At 68.2% G+C, this 21,525-nt stretch carries 16 protein-coding genes, 1 tRNA gene, 1 other RNA gene and 1 pseudogene; 4 read left to right on the top strand and 15 right to left on the bottom strand.

The window, feature by feature from the left end; genetic code table 11:
• Positions 1 to 30: 30 nt before the first annotated feature.
• A complete protein-coding gene (locus JOD27_RS08070) occupies positions 31 to 1,602 on the bottom strand; it encodes a discoidin domain-containing protein (RefSeq protein WP_307829994.1) in 1,572 nt (523 codons plus the stop codon).
• A gap of 154 nt (positions 1,603 to 1,756) precedes the next feature.
• A complete protein-coding gene (locus JOD27_RS08065; RefSeq protein ID WP_307830067.1) occupies positions 1,757 to 2,452 on the bottom strand; it encodes a DUF4184 family protein in 696 nt (231 codons plus the stop codon).
• 91 nt (positions 2,453 to 2,543) lie between these two features.
• Between JOD27_RS08065 and JOD27_RS08060 the strand changes: the two are divergent.
• Positions 2,544 to 2,966, top strand: a pseudogene (locus JOD27_RS08060) (DedA family protein); the annotation flags it as partial.
• A 20-nt stretch (positions 2,967 to 2,986) separates the two neighbouring features.
• On the opposite strand, the gene JOD27_RS08055 reads toward JOD27_RS08060, so the two are convergent.
• The 6 genes from JOD27_RS08055 to JOD27_RS08030 all read right to left on the bottom strand — a co-directional run bounded on the left by JOD27_RS08055 (position 2,987) and on the right by JOD27_RS08030 (position 9,400).
• Positions 2,987 to 3,568 carry a TetR/AcrR family transcriptional regulator gene (locus JOD27_RS08055; protein ID WP_204761489.1) on the bottom strand — a complete coding sequence of 194 codons (582 nt, stop codon included), beginning with the start codon at positions 3,566 to 3,568 and terminating at the stop codon, positions 2,987 to 2,989.
• 68 nt (positions 3,569 to 3,636) lie between these two features.
• Positions 3,637 to 4,743 (bottom strand): ABC transporter ATP-binding protein, encoded by a 1,107-nt coding sequence (locus tag JOD27_RS08050; RefSeq protein WP_204761488.1) that lies wholly within the window; start codon positions 4,741 to 4,743, stop codon positions 3,637 to 3,639.
• Entirely contained in the window at positions 4,740 to 5,738 is a 999-nt protein-coding gene (locus JOD27_RS08045) for an ABC transporter ATP-binding protein (RefSeq protein ID WP_204761487.1), read from the bottom strand. The genes JOD27_RS08050 and JOD27_RS08045 overlap by 4 nt, the downstream gene beginning before the upstream one ends.
• 6 nt (positions 5,739 to 5,744) lie before the next feature.
• The gene (locus JOD27_RS08040) at positions 5,745 to 6,668 is read right to left on the bottom strand and encodes an ABC transporter permease (protein WP_204761486.1); all 924 of its coding nucleotides are present in this window, start codon (positions 6,666 to 6,668) and stop codon (positions 5,745 to 5,747) included.
• A gap of 5 nt (positions 6,669 to 6,673) precedes the next feature.
• On the bottom strand, positions 6,674 to 7,678 hold the full coding sequence (locus tag JOD27_RS08035) for an ABC transporter permease (protein ID WP_204761485.1): 1,005 nt from the start codon (positions 7,676 to 7,678) through the stop codon (positions 6,674 to 6,676).
• 42 nt (positions 7,679 to 7,720) lie between these two features.
• On the bottom strand, positions 7,721 to 9,400 hold the full coding sequence (locus JOD27_RS08030; RefSeq protein ID WP_204761484.1) for an ABC transporter substrate-binding protein: 1,680 nt from the start codon (positions 9,398 to 9,400) through the stop codon (positions 7,721 to 7,723).
• Between the two features lie 216 nt (positions 9,401 to 9,616).
• Between JOD27_RS08030 and JOD27_RS08025 the strand changes: the two genes are divergently transcribed.
• The gene (locus JOD27_RS08025; protein WP_204761483.1) at positions 9,617 to 12,895 is read left to right on the top strand and encodes an AfsR/SARP family transcriptional regulator; all 3,279 of its coding nucleotides are present in this window, start codon (positions 9,617 to 9,619) and stop codon (positions 12,893 to 12,895) included.
• Here the strand turns inward: JOD27_RS08025 and JOD27_RS08020 are convergent.
• From JOD27_RS08020 to JOD27_RS07995, 6 genes are all read right to left on the bottom strand, one after another.
• The gene (locus JOD27_RS08020; protein ID WP_307829991.1) at positions 12,874 to 13,395 is read right to left on the bottom strand and encodes a uridine kinase family protein; all 522 of its coding nucleotides are present in this window, start codon (positions 13,393 to 13,395) and stop codon (positions 12,874 to 12,876) included. The genes JOD27_RS08025 and JOD27_RS08020 overlap by 22 nt on opposite strands.
• A complete protein-coding gene (gene recR / locus JOD27_RS08015) occupies positions 13,392 to 14,000 on the bottom strand; it encodes a recombination mediator RecR (protein ID WP_204761482.1) in 609 nt (202 codons plus the stop codon). Before recR ends, JOD27_RS08020 begins: the two co-directional genes overlap by 4 nt.
• 6 nt (positions 14,001 to 14,006) lie before the next feature.
• The gene (locus JOD27_RS08010; protein WP_156213212.1) at positions 14,007 to 14,309 is read right to left on the bottom strand and encodes a YbaB/EbfC family nucleoid-associated protein; all 303 of its coding nucleotides are present in this window, start codon (positions 14,307 to 14,309) and stop codon (positions 14,007 to 14,009) included.
• Between the two features lie 529 nt (positions 14,310 to 14,838).
• Positions 14,839 to 16,845: a DNA polymerase III subunit gamma and tau gene (locus JOD27_RS08005; protein ID WP_204761481.1), complete on the bottom strand. Its 2,007-nt coding sequence runs from the start codon at positions 16,843 to 16,845 to the stop codon at positions 14,839 to 14,841.
• A gap of 121 nt (positions 16,846 to 16,966) precedes the next feature.
• Positions 16,967 to 17,061, bottom strand: an RNA gene (gene ffs, locus JOD27_RS08000) — signal recognition particle sRNA small type.
• A gap of 368 nt (positions 17,062 to 17,429) precedes the next feature.
• Positions 17,430 to 17,978, bottom strand: a complete 549-nt coding sequence (locus JOD27_RS07995; protein WP_204761480.1) for a hypothetical protein — start codon at positions 17,976 to 17,978, stop codon at positions 17,430 to 17,432.
• Positions 17,979 to 18,117: 139 nt separating this feature from the next.
• On the opposite strand from JOD27_RS07995, the gene JOD27_RS07990 reads away from it, so the two are divergent.
• Both JOD27_RS07990 and JOD27_RS07985 read left to right on the top strand, forming a co-directional pair.
• A tRNA-Ser gene (locus tag JOD27_RS07990) sits at positions 18,118 to 18,205 on the top strand.
• A gap of 53 nt (positions 18,206 to 18,258) precedes the next feature.
• Positions 18,259 to 18,918 (top strand): GOLPH3/VPS74 family protein, encoded by a 660-nt coding sequence (locus JOD27_RS07985; protein WP_204761479.1) that lies wholly within the window; start codon positions 18,259 to 18,261, stop codon positions 18,916 to 18,918.
• A 49-nt stretch (positions 18,919 to 18,967) separates the two neighbouring features.
• Here the strand turns inward: JOD27_RS07985 and JOD27_RS07980 are convergent, their stop codons facing one another.
• Complete coding sequence (locus JOD27_RS07980) at positions 18,968 to 21,391, bottom strand: DUF8508 domain-containing protein (protein ID WP_307829990.1); 2,424 nt, start codon at positions 21,389 to 21,391, stop codon at positions 18,968 to 18,970.
• Between the last annotated feature and the right edge of the window lie 134 nt (positions 21,392 to 21,525).

Here is a 21,525-nt window from a genome sequence, read left to right as displayed (position 1 = left end):
ACGGCCTCCTGGGTCAACAGCCGGATTCGATCAACGACAGCTGTAGGGACCGGCCTTGTCGCGCACCGTTCCGGCCGTGTCGATGACCTCCCACGAGTAGGAGCTGCCGGACAGGGTGAGCTTCATGACGCCGTGGCTGTCCGAGAAGTACTTCTCGACGCCCGCCACGCGGTCGGTGCGCTCCTTGTAGAGGTAGTCACCGCCGATGCCGACGACCGCCGACCTCACGCCGTTGGCCTGGTCGACCGCACCGGTCTTGTTCAGCGGAGCGAGCCGCTCGTAGTGGTGGTTGTGGCCACCGAGCATCAGGTCTGCCTTGGCGTCCACGAACGCGTTCCAGTACGGCGCGATCTTCGCGTTGTCGCCGTACTTGCCGGAGGTGAACCGCGGGTGGTGCATGTAGCCGACGACGCAGGGCTTGGTGTTGTTGGCCAGATCGGTCTTGAGCCAGCTGAGCTGCGTCGGGTCCTCACCGTTGTTGTCCATCGGGTCGGAGTCGACCGAGACGAAGTGGAACTGGCCCGCTTCCCAGCTGTAGTAGGGCTTGCCCGCGGGGAAGGCCTGCGCACCGAAGTACGCCTTGTAGCCGTTGAGGTTGTCGTACCACTCGTGGTTGCCGGTCGCGGGATGGGTGATGCTCTTGTACTTGCCCCACGACTTGTCGTAGTGGGCCAGGAACTCCGAGAGCTTGCCGTTGTCGTACTGGTTGTCGCCGACCGTCAGGATGTGGTTCGGCTTGATCTGGTCGATCAGCCTCGCGGTCTCGTAGTGCTCGGAGTTCGTGAGCGACGCGATGTCGCCAGCGACGACGACCGTGATGGTGTCGCCGGGCCCGGCGGGCAGGGTGGTCGCCTGCACCGCGTTGCTCGCGGGTGAGAGGTTGCCCGCCAGGTCGCGTGCCCTGACCGTGTAGGTGAACGCCGTGCCCGACGCCAGGCCCGTGTCGGTGAACGTGGTGCCGGTGGGTGTGCCGACGACGCTGCCGTTGCGCAGCACCTCGTAGCCGGTCACGCCGACGTTGTCGGTCGCGGCCGTCCACTGCAGACTCACCGAGCTCGACGTCGTGCCGGTGCTCGTGAGGTTGCCGGGAGCGGTGGGCGGCTGCGTGTCGCCGTTGCTGATGCTGCCGTAGACCTCCAGGTCCCACAGCGAGTAGCCGTAGGAGGTGCCGCGCTTGGTGCCGTAGATCCGCACCCACCGGCCGCTCGTGGAGATGGCGATGTCGTCGATGCCGCCGTTCTGGCTGGAGAGCGTCTTCTTGGTGCTCCACGTCGAGCCGTCGCTGGACGTCTGGATCTTGTACTCCGACGCGTACGCGGCCTCCCAGTTGAGCTTGATCCGGGAGATGGTGGCGGTGCCGCCGAGGTCGACCGCGATCCACTCCGGGTCGTGGCCTTCGAGGCTGGCCCAGCGAGTGGTCGGATCTCCATCTACCGCGTTGGCGCCGCCGAACGTCGCGGCCTCCACTGACGAAACCTTGGTGGGTTTGTCGGTCGACAGCAGGGTGTCGGCCGCGTTCGCCGTGCCCGAGCCTGCGATCTGGGGTATGACCAGTGCAAACAGGGCCAACGCGACACCTGCCTTGGTGCGCTTTCTGATCACTTCGTCCTCCTGGGCAAGGGCGGCGGCTCGAAGGATTGGTAAACAAGCTTTCCTATTGGACCTCGGAGGTTAATAACACCTGAACGCACAGGTCAACGGGGGGTTTGGCGATTGAATGCCTGACAAATGGAAATCGGTGACGCGAAGTGATCGGTCAGCGCTTGTCATTCGATGACGGATGAATGCCCCAGAGAACGGCGTTGACTGCCAATCCCGCACATGTGCCCTGGATCATGCCAAGCAGCAGCCTTCGCACCCAGTCATAGAGGCTCACCTGGCTGACCGGATCGGACAGCGACCACGCGGCGCCGACCACGGCGGCGACGCAGATGAAGATCCGGAACTTGTGCCGGGAAATTCCGGTGCGTGACGGCCAGTCATTGCCCCTGGGTGCAACCAGACCGATCCAGACGAGCAGCGCGACGCCGCCGAGCGATGACACGTACCCGATCACGTTGTAGAGCCGATGTGGACCGACGACGGCGATGTCCAACCAGTCCCACCGCTGAACGAACCATCCCCCTGTCTGCGTGAAGGCGTCCCACAGCAGGTGCGTGAACACTCCGACCACAATGGACAACGCGCGCATGAACGGCTGACGGAAGCCTCCTGGGCGCGGCGCCCGCGTCCGCACGAACTCCGGCGCCAGTGCCATCACGGAGGGCAGCAGCAGGCGTCCGACCAGCAACAACACCACTGCGGCAAGGGATCCACCGAGGACGTCGTGGGTCGGCGGAACAGGGACGTAGTACCCGAGATCAGGTGCGATCGCGCCCGCCACCAGTCCCGGGAACCACAGGAACCGGCGCAGTGGGAGCACCGCTGCCGGGTGCGCGAGCGTGAACGGCACGCTCAAGCGTAGATCGAGTTCGTTCCTGTGGGTGCCCTGAAGAAACACCCAGGTCGGGATTGTTCATCTCGGTCACGTACGTTCACGGATCATGAGCACCACAGCCGCCAGCCTCGTCGTGCTGTTCCTGGTCGCCGTCGTGCCGCTGGCACCGACGGAGGCCGTGCTCATCGGCGCCGGCGTCCTGGCCGCGTCCGGTGAGGTTCCGCTCTACCTGGTGGTGCTCGTCGCCGCGGCCGGGTGCCTGGCCAGCGACATGATCAACTTTACCGCGGGCCGCCGCATGGGCATGAAGGCCCTCGACAAGGTCAACAAGAACGCCAAGGCACGGGCCATGGTCGTGTGGACGGCCGAGCAGCTCGCGTCCAAGGGCGAGACCATCCTGATCGCGGCGCGGTTCCTGCCGGCCGGCGGCATCGTGGGTGCGCTGCTGGCGGGTGCGCTGAAGTGGCCGACCAGGCGCTTCGTGCCGGTCGCCGCCGTTGGGTCGGCGTTGTGGAGCGTCTACCCCGCCACCGTCGGGTACATCGGCGGTCAGATCGTCGACGAGGCCTGGCTCGCGATGCTGCTGTCGTTCGGCGTGGCCACGCTCATCTCGATCCCGGTCGGCATGGCGATCCGTGCGCGCAGCGCCAACCGCACCCTCTCGTACGCCGAGGTGTCGTCGTAGAGCACCGCGAAGCGGTCGGCGGCGGCCAGCAGAGCGTCCACTTCGAACGCCAGCTGCGCGTCCCCGCAGAGCCGTTCCAGCAGTGAGATCCAACGCAGGTTGAAGAGCATCAACGCGTCGCGCACGCGGCCGGGGCGGGCGGCGAACTCGGAGCGCGTCACGACGAAGAAGCAGCCACCGGGGAACACGCGGCGCTTCGAGTAGTCGAGCCAGCGGCCGCACAGGTCGTGCACCGGCCCGCCGGCGACCACCACTTCGCGAGAGAAGATCTCCGCGGCGGCCTGCACCGTGGCGAGCTGCAGTTCCTCCTTCGCACCGAAGTGCGAGAACACCCCGCTCTTGCTCATGCCGAGCTCGACCGCGAGCCGCCCGATCGTGACCCCTTCGAGCCCTTCAACCGACGCGATCTCAGCGGCCCTCAGCAGGATCGCCCCACGACTGTCCATCCACCGAGGACAGCACACGATCCTGGAGAAACGAACGGGGCCACCTCGAAAGGTGGCCCCGGATCGTCTTACGGGTTCAGCGCCTCGGTCACGGACGCCGGTCCCACGAGCGGAACGTCGGGCGTGATGTCGTCGCCCTCCTCCACGAGGATCGGCTTCACCTCGTGCGGCTGGATCTCGCCGGACTGGATCTGCTCCGCGTAGTGGCACGCGACCTTGTGGCCCGGCTTGAGCTCCCGCAGGACGGGGCGCTCGGTGTCGCACCGAGTGGCCTGCCGCCACGGGCACCGGGTGTGGAACCGGCAGCCCGACGGCGGGTTCGCGGGCGACGGGAGGTCACCGGCGAGCAGGATCCGTTCGCGACGGTCCTCCACCACCGGGTCCGGCACCGGGATCGCGGACAGCAGCGCCCGCGTGTACGGGTGCAGCGGCTCGGCGTAGAGGTCCTCGGCGGTGGCCTCCTCGACCAGCCCGCCGAGGTACATCACGCCCACCCGGTCGGAGATGTGCTTCACGACCGCGAGGTCGTGCGCGATCACCAGGTAGGTCAGGCCGAACTGCTCCTGCAGTTCCTCCAGCAGGTTCACGACCTGGGCCTGCACCGACACGTCCAGCGCCGAGACCGGCTCGTCGGCGACGATCAGGTCCGGGTTGAGCGCCAGTGCGCGGGCGATGCCGATGCGCTGCCGCTGACCACCCGAGAACTCGTGCGGGTACTTGCGCAGCGCGGTGGACGGCAGGCCGACGGCGGAGAGCAGCTCGCGCAACCGCTTGCCGGTCTCCTCCTTCCCCTTGTCCAGGTCGTGCGCCCGCAGGCCCTCGATCAGGATCGACTCCACTGACTGGCGCGGGTCGAGCGAGGACAGCGGGTCCTGGAACACCATCTGGATCCGGCGCCGCATCTTGCGCAGGTCTTCACCCTTCAAAGCGGAGAAGTCCTGCCCATCGAAGATCATCTTGCCCGCGGTGGGCTCGTTGAGCCTCAGCATCGCCCGCCCGAGGGTGGACTTGCCGCAACCCGACTCGCCGACCAGGCCGTACGTCTCGCCGCGCTTGATCTCCAGGTCGACGCCGTCCACCGCGTAGACGTGGCCGACGGTGCGGTCGAAGAACACCCCCCGCCTGATCGGGAAGTGCACCTTCATGTCCTGGACCGAGACCAGGGTCTCGCTCATACCGGCACCTCCTCGGCGGCGGGAGTTCCCGGCACCACCGGGTTGTGGCAGCGGAGCAGGCGACCCAGCTGGTCTTCTTCCGCGGGCGTGACCTGAACGCAGACGTCCAGCGCGTTCGGGCACCGAGGTGCGAACGCGCAGCCCTGCGCCCACGGGATGTTGTCGGCGACGGAACCCTTGATCGGCGTCAGCTTCTCGCCGGGCGCCGCGTCCAGACGCGGGATCGAGGCCAGCAGGCCGTGCGTGTACGGGTGGCGCGGCTCGGCGAAGAGCTTGTGCCGCATGGCCTTCTCGACCACCTTGCCGCCGTACAGCACGTTGACCTCGTCGCACAGGCCGGCGACGACACCCAGGTCGTGGGTGATCATCACGAGCGCGGTGCCGAGGTCCTGCACCAGTTCCTTCATCAGCGTGAGGATCTGGGCCTGGATGGTCACGTCCAGTGCCGTCGTCGGCTCGTCCGCGATCAGCAGCTTCGGTCGGCACGCCAGCGCGATCGCGATCAACGCGCGCTGCCGCATGCCGCCGGAGAGCTGGTGCGGGTACTCCTTGAGCCGCCGGTTCGGGTCCGGGATGCCGACCTTGTCGAGCAGGTCCTTCGCCTCGATCATGGCTTCCTTGCGGGGCATGCCGCGGTGCCGTTCGAGCACCTCGGTGACCTGCAGGCCGATCGGGACGACGGGGTTGAGCGACGACAGCGGGTCCTGGAAGACCATGCCCAGGTCGCGGCCGCGCCGGTCGCGCATCTCCTTGTCGGAGAGCTTGAGCAGGTCCGTGCCGTCGTACTTCACGGTGCCGGTGACCTTGGCGCCGCGCTTGGGCAGCAGACCCATGATCGCCAACGATGTCACGGACTTGCCGCAGCCCGACTCGCCGACGAGGCCGACCGTCTGGCCGGGTTCGACGTCGAAGCTGACGCCGTCGACCGCGCGGAACGGTTCCTCGCCCCTGCGCTGGAACACCACGGTGAGGTCACGAACTTCGAGCAGTGCCACGACGACTCACCGCCTGTTCTTCGGGTCGAGGGCCTCGCGCAGGGTCTCGCCCATGAGGGTGAAGCCGAGCGCGACGATGATGATGCAGACGGCGGGCCACGCGGCGAGCTGCGGATGCGTGTCGAAGACGTTCTGCACGTCGCCGAGCATCTGCCCCCACTCCGGGATCCGGTCGTCCGGGTTGCCGAGGCCGAGGAACGACAGCGCCGCCGCCTCGATGATCGCGGTCGCCAGCACCAGCGTGGACTGCACGATCACCGGGCTGAGCGAGTTGGGCAGCATGTGCCGGAACACGATCGAGCCCCTCTTCACGCCGAGCGCGGTCGCCGCCAGCACGTGGTCGCTGTGCCGTTGCGCGAGCATCGAGCCTCTGAGCAACCGGGCGAACACCGGGATCTGCACGATCGCGACCGCGAGGATCACGGTGAACTGGCTGGGCTTCGCGAACATCGCCGCGATCGAGAACGCCAGCAGCAGCGACGGCAGCGAGAGCATGACGTCGACGATGCGCATGACGACCGAGTCGACCCAGCCGCCGATGGCGCCGGCGAGGGTGCCGAGGATCAGGCCACCGGTGAGGCCGATCAGCGTCGCGCCGACACCGACGACCAGCGTCTGCTGCGATCCGACCAGCAGGCGCGAGAAGAAGTCGCGTCCCTGGAGGTCGCCACCGAGCGGGTGACCCGGCTGCGGCGGCGGGATCTCGTTGCGCGCCTTGACGACCTGGCCGATCAGCATCGGGTCGGACGGGTTGTGCGGCGCGAGCCACGGCGACAGCAGCGAGAGCACGACGAAGATGCCGATGATCACCGCGCCGATGAGGAACACCGGGCTGCGACGCAGTCTCTTCCACGCGCTCGCGGCGAGCGACACGCCGGCGGACTCCGCGAGTCCGTCGATCTTCTCCTTCTTGGTCACACCAAGTGCCACTGCGCTCACCTCGTCCTGATGCGCGGGTCGATGAGCGCGTACGACAGGTCGACCAGCAGGTTCACCACGACGTAGACGATCGTGGCCATGATGATCAACAACAGCAGCACCGGGTAGTCGCGCCGTTCGAACCCGATGGCGAGCGCCTGGCCGACACCGGCGAACGAGAACACCTTCTCGGTGAGGACCGCGCCGGAGAGCAGCGCGCCCGTCTGCAGGCCGATGGTCGTGACGACCGGCAGCATCGCGTTGCGCAGCACGTGCCGGCGGCGGATCACCGGTGCGGTGAGGCCCTTGGACTCGGCGGTGCGCACGAAGTCCTCGTCGAGCACGTCGAGCACGGCCGCGCGAGTGATCCGGAAGATCACCGCGAACGGGATCGTGGCCAGCGCGATCGCCGGCAGGATCAGGTGCTGGAGCGCGTTGAACGTCGCGTCCCACTCACCGGTGATCACGCCGTCGAGGGTGAAGAACCCGGTGACGCGGGTGGCGTCGATAGCGTCCTGACGGCCCTGCGACGGCAGGCCGAGCGCCGACGACGCCACGTCCTTGAGCAGGTAGGCCAGGAAGAACACCGGCACCGCGACGCCGATCAGCGAGCCGACGACGCTGAGGTTGTCGAACCAGCCGCCGCGGCGCTTCGCGGCGAGATAACCGAGCGGGACGCCGACCGCGACCGCGATCAGGATCGCGAAGAAGCTGAGCTCGATCGTCGCGGGGAACCGCTGCAGGAAGATGTCGAGCGCCGAGTCACCGGGCTGGACACCGGTGGAGACGCCGAAGTCGCCGGTCGCCGCACGACCGAGGAACTTGAAGTACTGGACGAAGATCGGCTGGTCGAGGCCGAGCTGCTTGGTGAGGGCTTCGCGCGACTCCGGCGTAGCGCGTTCTCCCAGGAGGGCCGAAACCGGCCCTCCTGGGAGAAGTCGCAACCACGCGAAGAGCAACATCGAGAGCACCAGCACCACGCCGACCAGCTGAACCAGCCGTCGAATCGTGTAGCGGAGCACTTGAGCTACCCCGTTGTTCTCTTGTGGTGGGAGCTAGTTCGCTCAGCCCTTGGAGGCCGAACCGAACTTCTCGTCGGTCAACGGGCTCGGGACGACACCCTTGATGTCCGACTTGAACACCAGAGCGGGCGGGGAGTGCGAGATCGGGATCGCGGGCAGGTACTGCTCCATGATCCGCTTGTTGATGTCCTCGTACAGCTTGGCGCGCTTGTCCTTGTCCGGCTCGGAGTTGGCCTTGGCCAGGTCCTCCGCCAGCGTCTTGCCCCACGGCGACACACCGGTGTTGAAGCGGTTGGTGGTGCGGCCGAAGAACGTGCCGACCCAGTTCGCCGCGGCACCGTCGTCACCGGTCCAGCCGAGCAGGAACAGGTCCGGGATGCTGTTGTCGACGTCGGTCAGGTAGCCGCCGTTCCACGGCTTCGTGACCGTCTCGATCTTGATGCCGACCTTCTGCAGGTCGCCGGAGATCGCGCCGAACAGATCCTTCGGGGACGGCATGTACGGGCGGGTGACCTCGGACGGCCAGTAGAACTTCAGCGTCAGGTCGGACGCACCGGCCTCGGCCAGCAGCGACTTGGCCTTCTCCGGGTCGTACGGCGCGGCCTTCAGCTCCTTGTTGTAGCCGGAGACGGTGTCCGGCATGAACTGCGTGGCGACCTTCGCACCCTCGGGCAGCTGCGACTTGACCAGCTGCTCGCGGTTGATCGCGTACATGATCGCCTGGCGGACCTTGAGGTCGGCGAGCTTCGGGTTGTTCTTCTGGTTGATGCCGACGTAGAAGACGTTGAACGCCGGACGGATCGCGACGTTGAAGCCGTCGGACTTCAGACCGGCCCAGTCAGCCGCGTTCGGCAGGTCGTAGCCGTCGATGTCGCCGGCCTTGAGCGCCTGCTTGCGTGCGGTCTCGTCCGGGATGATCTTGAAGACGATCTTGTCCAGCTTGGCCTTCGTGCCGTGGTAGTCGTCGTTGCGGACGAGCTCGACGGTGTTGTTGGCCTTGTCGTACTTGCTGAACTTGAACGGGCCCGTGCCGGTCGGGTGCTCGTTCGCGTAGGCCGGGTAGGTGAACGCGTCACCGGCGGCCTGGACGTTGTCCGCGTCGTACTTCTTCAGCGCCTCGGGGCTCGAGATCGAGAACGAGGTGAAGCCCAGGATGTCCGGGAACTGCGAGTTCACCTCGTTGAGCTCGACGACCGCGGTCTTCGCGTCCTTCGCCGTGCACGACTTGTAGAGAGACGGCTTGTCCGGCGTGTCCTTGAACCCGCCGAAGTTGTCCAGCCAGTACTGCGACACGGCGTCGCTCTGCGCGGCGCCCTTCTGGTTGTACCAGCGTTCGAAGTTGAAGCACACGGCCTCGGCGTTGAACGCGGAGCCGTCGTGGAACTTCACGTTCTCCTTGAGGGTGAAGGTCCACGTCTTGCCGTCGGCGCTGTGCTCCCACTTCGTGGCGAGAGCGGGCTCGACCTCGGCGGTACCGGCCTTGAAGCCGACCAGGCCTTCGAACATCTGGCGGGAGACGCGGAAGGTCTCACCGTCCGTCGCGTAGAACGGGTCGAAGAGCTTCGGCGCGCCTGCGGCACCGAAGGTCAGCGTGCCGCCCTGCTTACCGCCACCACCGGAGTCGCGCTGGGATTGCGCGCAACCGGACAGGGCCAGCGCGCTGACGCTGAGGAAGCCGATCGCGGCAACCCAACGGCGGCGAGCCGTTACTGAGTGGACCATCAAACACCCCTTGGACAATCCGCACATCTCACGGTGTGGTCGCCGACCATAACCGTTGTACATACCCCTCCCGTGTTAACTCAGGTCACGATCCGGCCACTAGACCAGGCATTCTGATACGTCCGGCGCACGTTCGCTGACCCAACGTGAGCACCGCAGATGCGTCGAACGCTCTCCTAGGCTGTAGAAACGACAACGACACGCGGAGGAGGTCGCATGAGCAGGCAGGTCGAGTTCCGCGTGCTCGGCCCTCTGCAGGTGCTCCTCGACTCCGAACCACTGCTGGTGCGCGCGGGCCGTCAGCGGGCGCTACTGGTGTCGTTGTTGCTGCGTGCGGGCACGTCGGTGTCCGTGGACGAGCTCGCCGCGAACGTGTGGGGCGAGGACCCGCCGGCCCGTGCCCGAGCCACTCTGCAGACCTACGTGATGAGACTGAGACAGCTGCTCGGGCCGTCGGTGCCGATCCGGACCGTGCCGGACGGGTACCTGATCGACGTCGACGAGAAGACCATCGACCTGATGCGCTTCGAGCCGTTGATCGAACAGGGCGAGCAGGAGCGCGCCGCCGGCAACCTGCAGGCCGCCTCGGCCGCGTTCGCCGCAGCGCTCGGACTCTGGCGCGGCCCGGCACTGGTCGACGTGCCGTCGGAGATCCTGCACCGCGACGAGGTGCCGCGGCTCAACGAACGCCGCCTGCACGTGCTGGAACGCCGGGTCGAGGTCGACCTCGAACTGGGCCGCCACGGCGAGCTGGTGGCCGAGCTCTCCCGGCTGACCAGCGATCATCCGTTGCGCGAACGCTTCTGGGCACAGCTCATGGTGGCGCTGTACCGCTCCGGACGGCAGAGCGAGGCGCTGGCCGCCTACCAGCGCGTTTCGCGGTTGCTGGGCGACGAGCTGGGCATCGATCCCGGTGACGAGCTGCGCCGCGTGCACAACCAGGTGCTGACGGGGTCGATCGACACGGTGGCCGCGGCCTCCGCCGGCGCGCCGGTCGTCGCCGCGAAGCCGGAACGGGTCGTGCCGTCGCAGCTGCCTGCGGACATCCCGGACTTCGTCGGCCGCGACGAGGCCGTGTCGCTGATCGTCGCGCTGCTGCGGACGGCCCAGGGTGTGCCGGTGGTCACGCTGGCAGGGCCGCCCGGTGTGGGCAAGACGGCGCTGGCCGTGCACGCCGCGCACCGGATGCGGACGGACTTCCCGGACGGCCAGCTGTACGTCAACCTGCGCGGATACGCCCCCGTTCCGCCGTTGAGCGCGGTGGACGTGCTGCCGCGGTTCCTGCGCGCGCTGGGGACCGAGCCGGACCAGGTGCCGCTAGACCAGGACGAGCAGGAGGCGATGTTCCGGTCGACCCTGACCGGCCAGCGCGTGCTGTTGCTGCTGGACAACGCGTCGTCGGCCGAGCAGATCCGGCCGTTGCTGCCGGGTTCGCCGGGGTGCGCGGTGCTGGTGACGTCACGCGACACGTTGCGTGGCCTGGCCGTGTCGCACGCCGCCTCGAACGTGCGGCTGGACGTGCTCGACTGGAGTGAGACGAAGGCCCTGCTCGCCGGGATCCTGGGTGCGGACGAGGTCGCCTCGCAGGAGGAGGCGGCGCTGGAGCTCGCGGCGTTGTGCGCGCATCTGCCATTGGCTTTGCGTATCGCCGCGGCGAACCTGGTGTCGCGTCCCGAACTGTCCATCGCGGACTACGTGGAGGAGCTGCGGGCGGGCAACCGGCTGGCGGCGCTGGCGGTCGAGGGCGACGAACGGGTCGCGGTGCACGCGGCGTTCGACCTGTCCTACACGGCGTTGAAGCCGGAGCTCGCGCAGATGTTCCGGCTGCTGTCGCTGGTTCCCGGCACCGACTTCACGCCGGAGATGGCGGCCGCGTTGAGCGGACTGACCACTCAGGACGCTCGCCGGCGCCTCGACCGGCTCGCCACCGCGAACCTGATCGCGAACCACGCGCCGTCCCGCTACCAGTTCCACGACCTGCTGCGCGACTACGCGGCCGAGCGCCTGGCGTTCGAGGAGGGCCGCGCCGACTCGCGGCTCGCGTTGCGACGCCTGCTCGACTGGGCGGTGCGCTCGGTCGACAACGCGACGTCCGCGATGAAGTCGACGCTGTTCCGCTTCCCGCGCCCCGACCCGCTGGACGGCGTGCTGCCGCGGACGTTCAGCACCTCCACCGAGGCGCTGACGTGGCTGGACGTCGAGCGCGCCAACCTGGTCGCCCTGGTGGCGCACGCCGTGGAGCGCGACCCCGAAAATTCGCCGTGGCAGCTGGCCGACGCGTTGCGCGGCTACTTCTACACGCAGGGCCTGACCGCGGAGTGGCGCGAGACCGCGAAGGCGGGCCTGCTGGGGGCGCGCGCACCCCGGGACGAGCTCGGCCAGCTCGCGATGCTGTCGTCGCTCGGCACGCTGTACTGGGTGACGGGCCAGCACCGCAACGCCCTCGGCTACTACCAGCAGGCCATCGCGCTGCAGGAGCACATCGACCTGCCGGAGGCCGAGGCCGCCGTGCTGTCCAACGCGGGCAGCGTCTACATCGACCTCGGCGAACTCGAACACGCCGCCGCCCACCTCGAACGCGCGCTGGTGATCACCCGCCGGATCGGCGCCCTCCAGGTACAGGCCAACGCGCTGTTCAACCTCGGCGGCGTCTACATGCAGCTCGGCCAGCTGGACCGCGCGGCGGCGACGTTCGAGGAAGCGCTGGAGGTCGGCACACGACTCGACTCGTGGATCACCCAAGCGAACTCCATGCGCGCGTTGGGCGAGGTCGACGCGTGGCGCGGCGAACCAGACCTCGGCGCCTCCTATTTCGCGCGCGCGAGCGAGCTGTACGAACGTGCGGCCGCCCGCAACTTCGGCCACACCATGCACGAGGGCATGGCGATCACCCTGATCATGCGCGGCCGCTACGACGAGGCGGCCGTCGAAGCCTCCGCCGCCATGCAGATCGCGCAGGACCTGGAGAACGTCAAGAGCGTCTGCGACGCCATGAACCTGCTCGGCCGCGCCCTCGAAGGCGCGGGCCGGCACGAGGACGCGACAGAGCAGTTCTCGTCGGCGCTCGCGATCGCCCTGGAGACCGGCTACTCGTGGGGCATCTGCCTGGCCCGCCGCGGCCTGGCGTCGGCGTACCGCGGGGTGGGCCGCTACGAGGACGCCCTGACGATGGCTTCGTCGGCGCTCGTCGAGGCCGGACGATCGCAGTTCCGGCTGGCGGAGATGGAGGTGCTGCTCGTGCTTGGGCGCATCCACCTCGACACCGCCGACGCCTCCGGTGCGCTGGAATGCGCCCTGCGTGCCGCTTCGGTCGGCTCGGACTCCGGGCACCGGTGGGTGTTCGGCCGGGCCCTGCAGCTGGCCGGCGACGCGTCCGCCGCGTTGGGCGACCTGGACGCGGCCCGCAAGCACTGGGAGGCGTCGCTCGAGGTGTTCAGCGCGATCGGGACACCAGAAGCCGGTGTGGTCCGCACTCAGCTCGAAGTGACGACGTAGTCGGCTCTGGCCTTGGTCTCGTCGACCGCGAACCAGCCTCTTTCGTACTGCTGCCAACGGATGAAGTGCTCGCGGTACTTCTCACCGTCTCGCGCCACCGCACGTTCCAGCCGCGCTTTCTCGTCACCGTGCTCGACGAAGATGGCGAGACTCAGTTTGCTTCGGATGGCCTTCCTGGCCGACGACATGCCCTCGAAGATGATCGTCCTTTCCGGACGAACCTCGACCAGCGCGCCCTGGTTCGGCCGCGGAAAGCCTTGGGACCAGTCGGTTTTGCGGTAGTACGCCGTCCGGCCCGCTGCGACTTCTTCAAAGATCGCTTCAACCTGCGGCCACCACCCGATGGCCGGGTCGTCCCAGGTGGCGAAGTGGTCCGTGAGCATCCGGGTCGCGTCGAGCTCTTCGGCGAGCTTCCTCGCGAACGTCGACTTGCCCGCACCTGACGGCCCGTCCACCGCGACCAGGCGGGTGTTGCCCAGCCGCGGTGGAGCGTTCGTCACATGCTCCGGCGACCAGATAGCGCACGCCCCAGGGTGAGCTCGTCGGCGAACTCCAGGTCGCCACCCATCGGCAGGCCGCTGGCCAGCCGCGTGACCGTGAGCCCGGGGAAGTCCCTGAGCATCCGGACCAGGTAGGTGGCCGTGGCCTCGCCCTCGGTGTTGGGATCCGTGGCGATGATGACCTCGGAGATGTCGACACCGTCGGTGGCCGTGCCGATCCGGTTCAGGAGCTGGCGGATGCGCAGCTGGTCCGGTCCGACACCGCTGAGAGGGTCCAGCGCGCCGCCCAGGACGTGGTAGCGGCCCTTGAACTCCCTGGTGCGCTCGATCGCCTGGACGTCCTTCGGCTCCTCGACCACGCAGACCAGGCTCAGGTCGCGCTTGGGGTCGCGGCAGATGCGGCACGTGGTCTCCGCACTCACGTTGCCGCAGACGTCGCAGAAGACGACGCCTTCCTTGACCTTCTGAAGTGCCTGCTGGAGCCGCTCGATGTCCGCCGGCTCCGTTGCCAGGAGGTGGAAGGCGATGCGCTGGGCGCTCTTCGGACCGACGCCCGGGAGTCTGCCCAGTTCGTCGATCAGGTCCTGTACCGGGCCCTCGTACATCGCCTGTTACCCGAGCAATCCGCCGAGGCCGCCCTGGGCCAGCGGGCCGAGCTTCTGCTCCACCAGCTGCTGCGCCTTCTGGTTGGCGTCCTTGATCGCGGCGATGACCAGGTCCTGGAGGGTTTCCACGTCCTCCGGGTCGACGATCTTCGGGTCGATGGCCAGGTTGACCAGCTCGCCGCCGCCGGTGACCGTGGCGGTCACGAGGTTGTTGCCCGCGTTGCCGGTTACCTCGGTGTTGGCCAGCTCTTCCTGGGCGGTCGCCATCTGCTGCTGCATGTTCTGGGCCTGCTGGAGCAGGGCCTGCATGTCGAACTGACCGGGTTGCACCGCTGGTCCTCTCTCGCTGCTTGAGGTTTGGTTCAGCGTACGGCTGGTGGGGGTGGTCTGGTTTGGGGGGCGCGTCGGATTCGCTCGGTCGTTCCCCGGTTTCGTCGGCGTCTGCCCGTTTCGTGTCCGCAGGTTGGTTGCGGTGCGCAGGTCTGTGCCGGTTGGTTTCCGGGGCTCCGCCCCGGACCCCGCCAACCTGATCAAAGACTCGCCAGCGCCCTCGGCGGGTTGATGGCACGCCTGGTGCGTTGGGCGGCTTGCGGTTGCGTGGGTGGTTGCGTTGCGGGTGGGGTGGGTCCCCGGTCAGGCCCGGTATTGGTTGAACCGGCTCGCCTTCGGCCTCGCCGCTCGGCTGCGCCATCTTTGGCACCGGCCGCGGCATCACCGGGCCCGGGTGCGGCATCACCGGGCCTGGGTGCGGCGTCGCTGGTACCGGCTGCGGCGTCGGAGCGGCTTGCCTTGGGCTCGCCGCTCCGCTTCGCCTCGCTCGGTGTCCGAGTGGTGGCGGTCAGGCCTTTTTCAGGGGGCGGGCGCCCAGCTCGTCAGCCAGGAGTTTGAGCATCACGGCTTCCGGGTCCTGTTCCTTGCTCACCGAGTCCGGGTCCACCGGGCGGGCCGCTTCGGCCAGCATGGCCTCTTCGTCGTCCGGTTCCGGCGGGAGGGGTTCGTCTGGCTCCGGGGGTTCCGGGGGTGGGGGGACGTCGTCGGCTGGTGGGCGCGGGGCCTGGCGTTGGGGCTCTGACTGGCGGGTGGGTTGGGTGGCCTGGCTCGGGCGGGTTGGGGCCGGACGGGCGGCCTTTGCCGGTTGGGCTGCTTGTGGGGTGGCGCTGGGGGTGCCGTGTACGCAGCGGACCTGCCAGGTGCCGCCCAGGACTGACGACAGGGCGTTGGCGATGGCTTCGGTGTTGCGGGGCTCTGCCAGACGGCGGGCGAGGGGTGCCGAGGTGTGGGCGATGGTGACCACGTTGCCGTCCACCTCGCTGACCATGGCGTTGGTCAGCATCGCCTCGGTGCTGCGGCTCGACGAGCGGACCGCGGCCAGCAGCTCGGACCAGATTCGGCGGACTGCCGCCGCGTCCAGCCCGCCTGAGGCGGCCGGGGTGTCGGCGGGCTCCGGTTCGGCCGCGGGTTGCGGTACCGGTTGCGGTGCGGCCACGGGTGCGGGTGGCTGCGCGACGGGCGCGGCTGCCGGGCGAGCCGGTGCGGGTGCCAGGCGCGGCGGTTCCGGTTGTGGAGCTGGTGCCTGGCGTGGCGGGTCCGGCTGTTCGGCGGCTTGGGGTTGCTGGGACTTGCGGGTGAAGACCGGGGCGCCCGCGGGAGCGGCGGCTGGGGCCTCGCCGGGGGCCGCGATGGCGGCCGGGGGGCGGCGTTCCAGTTGTTCCAGGCGTTGGAGCAGGGCTGCTTCCGACTGGCTCACCGAGGGGAGCAGCATGCGCGAGACGAGGAGTTCCAGCAGGAGGCGCGGGGCCGTGGCGCCGCGCATCTCGACCAGGCCCGTGTGCACGATTTCGGCGTAGCGGGTCAGGGTTGCCGGGCCGATGCGTTCTGCCTGGGCCGACATGGTGGCCAGCTCGTCTTCCGGGGCGCTGACCAGGTTGCGGTCGGCGGCGTCCGGGACTGCGCAGAGCAGGACCAGGTCGCGGAGGCGGTCCAGGAGGTCGGAGGCGAAGCGGCGGGGGTCGTGGCCCGCTTCGACGAGGCGGTCGATGGTGCCGAAGACCGCGGCGCCGTCGCCTGCGGCCAGGCCGTCGACCACGTCGTTGATCAGGGCCGAGTCGGTGACGCCGAGGAGGGTGATGGCGCGCTCGTACTTGACGCCGTCCGGGCCCGCGCCGGAGAGGAGCTGGTCCATGACCGACTGGGTGTCGCGGGCCGAGCCGCCGCCTGCGCGGATCACCAGCGGGAAGACGGCTGGGTCTACCTGCACGCCTTCCGCGGCGCAGTTGCGTTCCAGCAGGCCTCGCATGACGCCCGGCGGGATCAGGCGGAACGGGTAGTGGTGCGTGCGGGAGCGGATGGTCGGGAGGACCTTGTCCGGCTCGGTCGTGGCGAAGATGAAGATCAGGTGGTCCGGCGGCTCTTCGACGATCTTGAGCAGGGCGTTGAAGCCCTGCGTGGTGACCATGTGGGCCTCGTCGATGATGAAGACGCGGTAGCGGGCCTCTGCCGGGGCGTAGAAGGCCTTGTCGCGGAGTTCGCGGGCGTCTTCCACACCGCCGTGGGAGGCCGCGTCGAGTTCGACCACGTCGACGCTGCCCGTGCCGTTGGGGGCCAGGCCGATGCACGAGTTGCATTCGCCGCACGGGTCGGGCGTCGGGCCCTGCACGCAGTTGAGCGAACGGGCCAGGATGCGGGCCGACGAGGTCTTGCCGCAGCCTCGCGGGCCGCTGAAGAGATATGCGTGGTTCACCCTGCCCGCCGCCAGCGCGGTGCGCAGGGGTTCTGTCACGTGCTCCTGGCCCACGACCTCGGAGAACGTGGCGGGACGGTACTTGCGATACAGAGCGAGCGCCACGCCGGAGACAGTACCGGTGACCCCTGACAGTTCTGCGAGTCCCGCCACACGGGTGCCGATGGGCACGCGACCGGTGTTGATCAGGGTCGGCGGTAAGGCGCGTCAGCGCCGAGCATCGGACAAAAGGGGACCCCGTGCACCCACCAGAGCCCGCTTATCCTTGCTGCCTTCCGGCCCTGGGGAGGTTCGCGAGATGTGTGCCGCACGAGGTCCGCAGTCAGTGTAGCGAAGGGTCTGGATCGAACGTGTGTTCGAGTTGCCCACAGTGTTGTCCCCAGCTGTGGACAACTCGCGAGCCGTCGCCAGCGTCAGCAGGTCAGGGGCCGGAAGATCGCGAATTCCGGTGGCGCGAAAACGCTTGCGAGCGCCGTGGAAGGGGCTCTTCATCACATGGTGGTCGAGGACGGCGCGGGCGGGTTTGATCGGCGTCTCGCGGATCTGCGCGATCGGCTCCCATCGGGTGAAGCGGGCCCAGGGGTCCCCTCGATGGCGGTGAGCCTGCGGCGCAGGAAGTTCTGTTCGGATTCGGTGCCCGCGAGTGCGATGGCCTCGACAGTGGCCTTCAAGGTTTTCCCCGCCGGACGTCAGCTCGACCAGACGGTGATCTCAGTGCCCCACAACGGCGTGTCGAGCACATTCCCCGGCTGGACCAGTTCGGTGAACTTGATGTAGACGATCCGTCCGGAACGCGCCTGGTAGCAGAGCTGCTTGCCGATATCGGCCTGGAACCTGTTCACCCCGTAACCCGCGATCCGGTCGATGCAGTCCTGCTTCGTGGGCGGGGTGGGCGACTCCCAGACCGCGCCCTTCCCGTTGACGCTGAAGCTGCCGTCAGTGGCCTGACTGAGCTGGCCTCCCCCGTTCTTCGGGGGCAGCACGTCGAAATCGACGTAGCTCTCGAGGTTCAGATGGCCGGACCACAACGGCGCGGCCGGCGAGGAGGACGGCGGAGCGGCCGGTCCGGACGTGCCGGACGCGGGAGGCGCGGTGGCGGACGTGGTCGGCGCGGAGGACGGAGTGCCCGCCTTGTTGATCACTGCCGCGACGATGGTGCCGGTCAGGGCGATCACCGCCGTCACGATCCCCAGCGCGCCCGCGGTCTTCCAGTACGTGCGCGGATTCCCTTCGGACATTCGCGCATTCTAAGGATGTGGATCATCACTCCCGGATGCTTCGGCGAACGGACCCCCGGCCGGGTGACGCACGTCACGACCACAACAGCCCCGACCCCCGTTTTGGGTCGCGGAACACCCGTCCGGTAAGCTCCCCCACGGAGGATTCGCCTAGTGGCCTAGGGCGCACGATTGGAAATCGTGTTGGGTTAACACCCTCACGGGTTCAAATCCCGTATCCTCCGCCACCACGAAGGGCGCCGACTTGCAACGGTCGGCGCCCTTCTGGCGTTATGAGGTCATGCTGCCCGAAGATCTGATGCTGCTCTTCATCGACGAAGAAGACGGCCGCGTGCTGATGGACACGACCTCGATCCACAACGCGCTGGCCGGCGCCGTCCTGCTGGAGCTCGTCAACGCCGGACGGGTGGCGTTCGAGCCGGACGGCAAGAAGCTCACGGTCGTGGATCCGACTCCGCTGGGCAACGAGTTCCTGCAGGAGTCGCTCAGCAGGCTCACCAAGCCCATGAGGCCGCAGCGAGCCGTGGAGAGGCTGCGGACCCACGTGCGGGACAACGTGATGGCGCAGCTCGAAAGCCGTGGCGTGCTCTCGGTTCAGAAGACCAGGATGCTCGGGATCTTCCCCACGAAGCGCTACGTCATCCGCGATCACGAGGCGATGAGCGAACTCCGGGACGCCGTCGGCGGCGTGGCGCTCGGCTACCGGGCGCCGGACGAGCGCACCGGGGCGTTGATCTCGCTGCTGTACGCGGTGAAGGCGTTGCACAAGGTCTTCGACGGCGACAAGCGGGAGATGAACGCGCGGGCGAAGGAGATCTCGGCCGGGAACTGGGCCGGCGTCGCCGTGAAGAAGGCGATGGAGGCGGTGCAGACCGCCGTCATGGCGGCGGTGGTGGCGTCGACGGTGGCCGCGACGTCAACGGGTGGGGGTTCGGGCTGATGCGACGCTGCCGCCGCGTCACCGAAATGACGCGGCGGCAGGGATCGCGTTACTTGTTCAGGCAGTCGAGGATGTCCTCGAGAGCGAACACGATCTTGTCGACGTTCGCGTCCCCCGAGGACGGGCGGGCGCGGACGATCTGCGGGTCGTGGTCGCTCGCCTGGTCGGCGAACTCGGCGTTGATGTGGACCACGTCGTAGCCGAAGCGGGTGATGTTCTTGCTCATCACGAGGTGGTCGAGCGTCTGCGAGTTGCCCTCGAAGACGTAGCTGTACCGCTCGTTCACCGGCAGCGTCTCGATGAGCGCCTTGAGGTTGCCGTCGCCGGTCAGCGTCTTCAGCGCGGGCGAGAACTGGTAGTCGTTCAGGTCACCCGCGAGGATCACGTTGGCGCCCTTGTCGATCGCGCGGAGCTGCTCGGTGAACGCCTTCAGCGCCGCGGCCTGCTTGGCGCGCTGCACCTCGGAGGAGCGGTTCGGCGGCTGGGTGCGACCGTGGATGGCGTCGTCGCCGCCCTTGGAGTTGAAGTGGTTCGCGACCACGAAGACCGTGCGGCCGCGGAACTTGAACTCGCCGGCGAGCGGCTTGCGGCTGTCCGTCCACGCGTCGTTCAGCGGGTCGATCCGGCCCGGTGACACGGAAAGCGCGGCGCGGCCGTTCTTCTTCACGACCTCGACCGGGGTCTTGAAGTCGCCGCCAGGACGGTCCACGAAGGACACGCGCTGCGGGTTGAAGAAGAAGCCGACACGGATGTTGCCGCCGGGCTGACCACCGTCCTTGCCGTTCTCCGGGTCGATCTGCCGCCACTCGTAGCGCGGGCCGCCCTTGGCGACGATCGCGTCGGCGAACTTCCGCAACGTCTGGTCCGCGGCCACCGTGCCGTCGTTGATCGTGCCGTTGTTGTCCTGGATCTCTTCCAGCACAACGACATCAGGGCTGCGCAGGTTGGTCGTCACGCCGTCGGCGAGCCGGTCGAACTTCTCCTGCGGGTCGGACGGGTCGAGGTTCTCGACGTTGTAGGTCGCGACCGAGAGCTCGCTGTTCTTCTGCTGGGCGGTGATCTCGCGCTGCAGGTTCGAGGAGACGTGCTGGCCGAGCTTCAGCGCGGCCAGGGTGTACCCGCCGAAGTCCGTGTACTCGATGGCACCGACGGTCGCGCCCGCGAAGACGTCGCCGACGTTCGCCGCCGGCAGCGGCGTGGCCCTGATCTTCAGCCGGCCGTTGTTCGGCTGGTCGTAGCCGGTGTAGATGCTGCCGCCGCGGCTGGTGGGGTTCTGGTTCGGCTCGACCGTGACCCAGACCTCGCCGTGGTCGTTGCTCGGGCCGACCACGCGAACGTCGTCGACCTGGACGAGCGTGCCTTCGAGCGACTCGAACAGGTCGAGGGCGTAGGTCTGCGGCTCCAGCGGCAGCTGCTCGATGTCGCCGCCCGGTGCGGGCAGGTAGCCCTTCGGCAGGTTCTTGATGATCACCGGTGCCGGGACAGGGTTGCCCTTGGACAACGTGATCGTGGTGGCCTGGGCGATCTCGGTGAGGGTCTGCTTCGAGCCGCCGCCCGGCCTGTACTCGGCGACGGTGCCGCTGACCAGCACGTTGTCACCGACAGCGACGGTCGGCACGGTGCCGGCCGTGTAGACGAAGATGCCCTCGCTGGTGCGCGGGTCGCTGTCCGGGCTGACCGTGTCCTGGATCCAGAAGCCGCGGTCACCCGTGGCGCGCGTGCCGGTGACGACGCCGGGGACGTTGCTGACCTTCTGGCCGAACAACGGCGAGAAGCGCGTGACGCCCTGGATGTCGTGGATGCGCTTGTCGCCGGGCACGGGGTCCGGGTTGGGAGGAGTGCCGCCGCCGGGCGTCTCCCCCTTCGAGTTCGTCGGGCTCGGATCGCCGACCTTGAAGTCGGCGGAGTTGTCGTCGGTGTCGCCGAGGTCGGCGCCGCGGGACGCCGAGGTGGTGTTGCTCAGGGCGGCCGTCGCCGTGCCCTCACGGACGACCGCGGTGCCGTAGCCGACGAGATCCTTGATGCGCGAGTCCGCGGCGCAGTCGGCAGCCGTCTTGCAGGTGAGGGCCGCAGTGCCGTTGACCAGCGCGATCGTGCCACCGGTGGCGCTCATGTTGAGCGAACCGGTGGTGTCGGGGGTCGGCAGGTCGACGGTGCCGCCGGTGCCCTTGGCCTCGGCGACGAGGAACGTCTTGCCGGGCGCGATCGAACCGGACAGTGGGGTCACGCCCCACTGCGTGCTCGCGCCGGGGGTGGCCGAGATGTACTGGACGCTGTAGCCGTCCAGGCTGATCGCGCTGGTGCCCTTGTTGGCCAGCTCGACGAAGTCCTGCTTGAGCGTGGCGCCGGAGTTGCCGCCGCCTCCGTAGACCTCGGAGATCAGGGCATCGGTGCTGGGTGCGGCAACGGCGGGTATGGCGGCGAACACGAGCGCCGCCACCGCTGTCCCGACGCCGGGCAGGGTGGCTCTCAAAACTTCCTCCAGGGGATGCGGCGGACCGCCGCATCTTTCCTCGATCGAGTGACGTTTGGAAGCAGTTGTTACTAACGGTTAACCGGTTGGCCCATCAATGATCACTCGAACAAGTGTTCGATCATGGTGTATGC

Origin of the sequence: Lentzea nigeriaca, assembly GCF_016907955.1 — a bacterium.
Taxonomy (GTDB): domain Bacteria; phylum Actinomycetota; class Actinomycetes; order Mycobacteriales; family Pseudonocardiaceae; genus Lentzea; species Lentzea nigeriaca.
The sequence above is the reverse complement of the archived record's forward strand: the minus strand, read 5'-3'. Positions and strand labels throughout refer to the sequence as shown.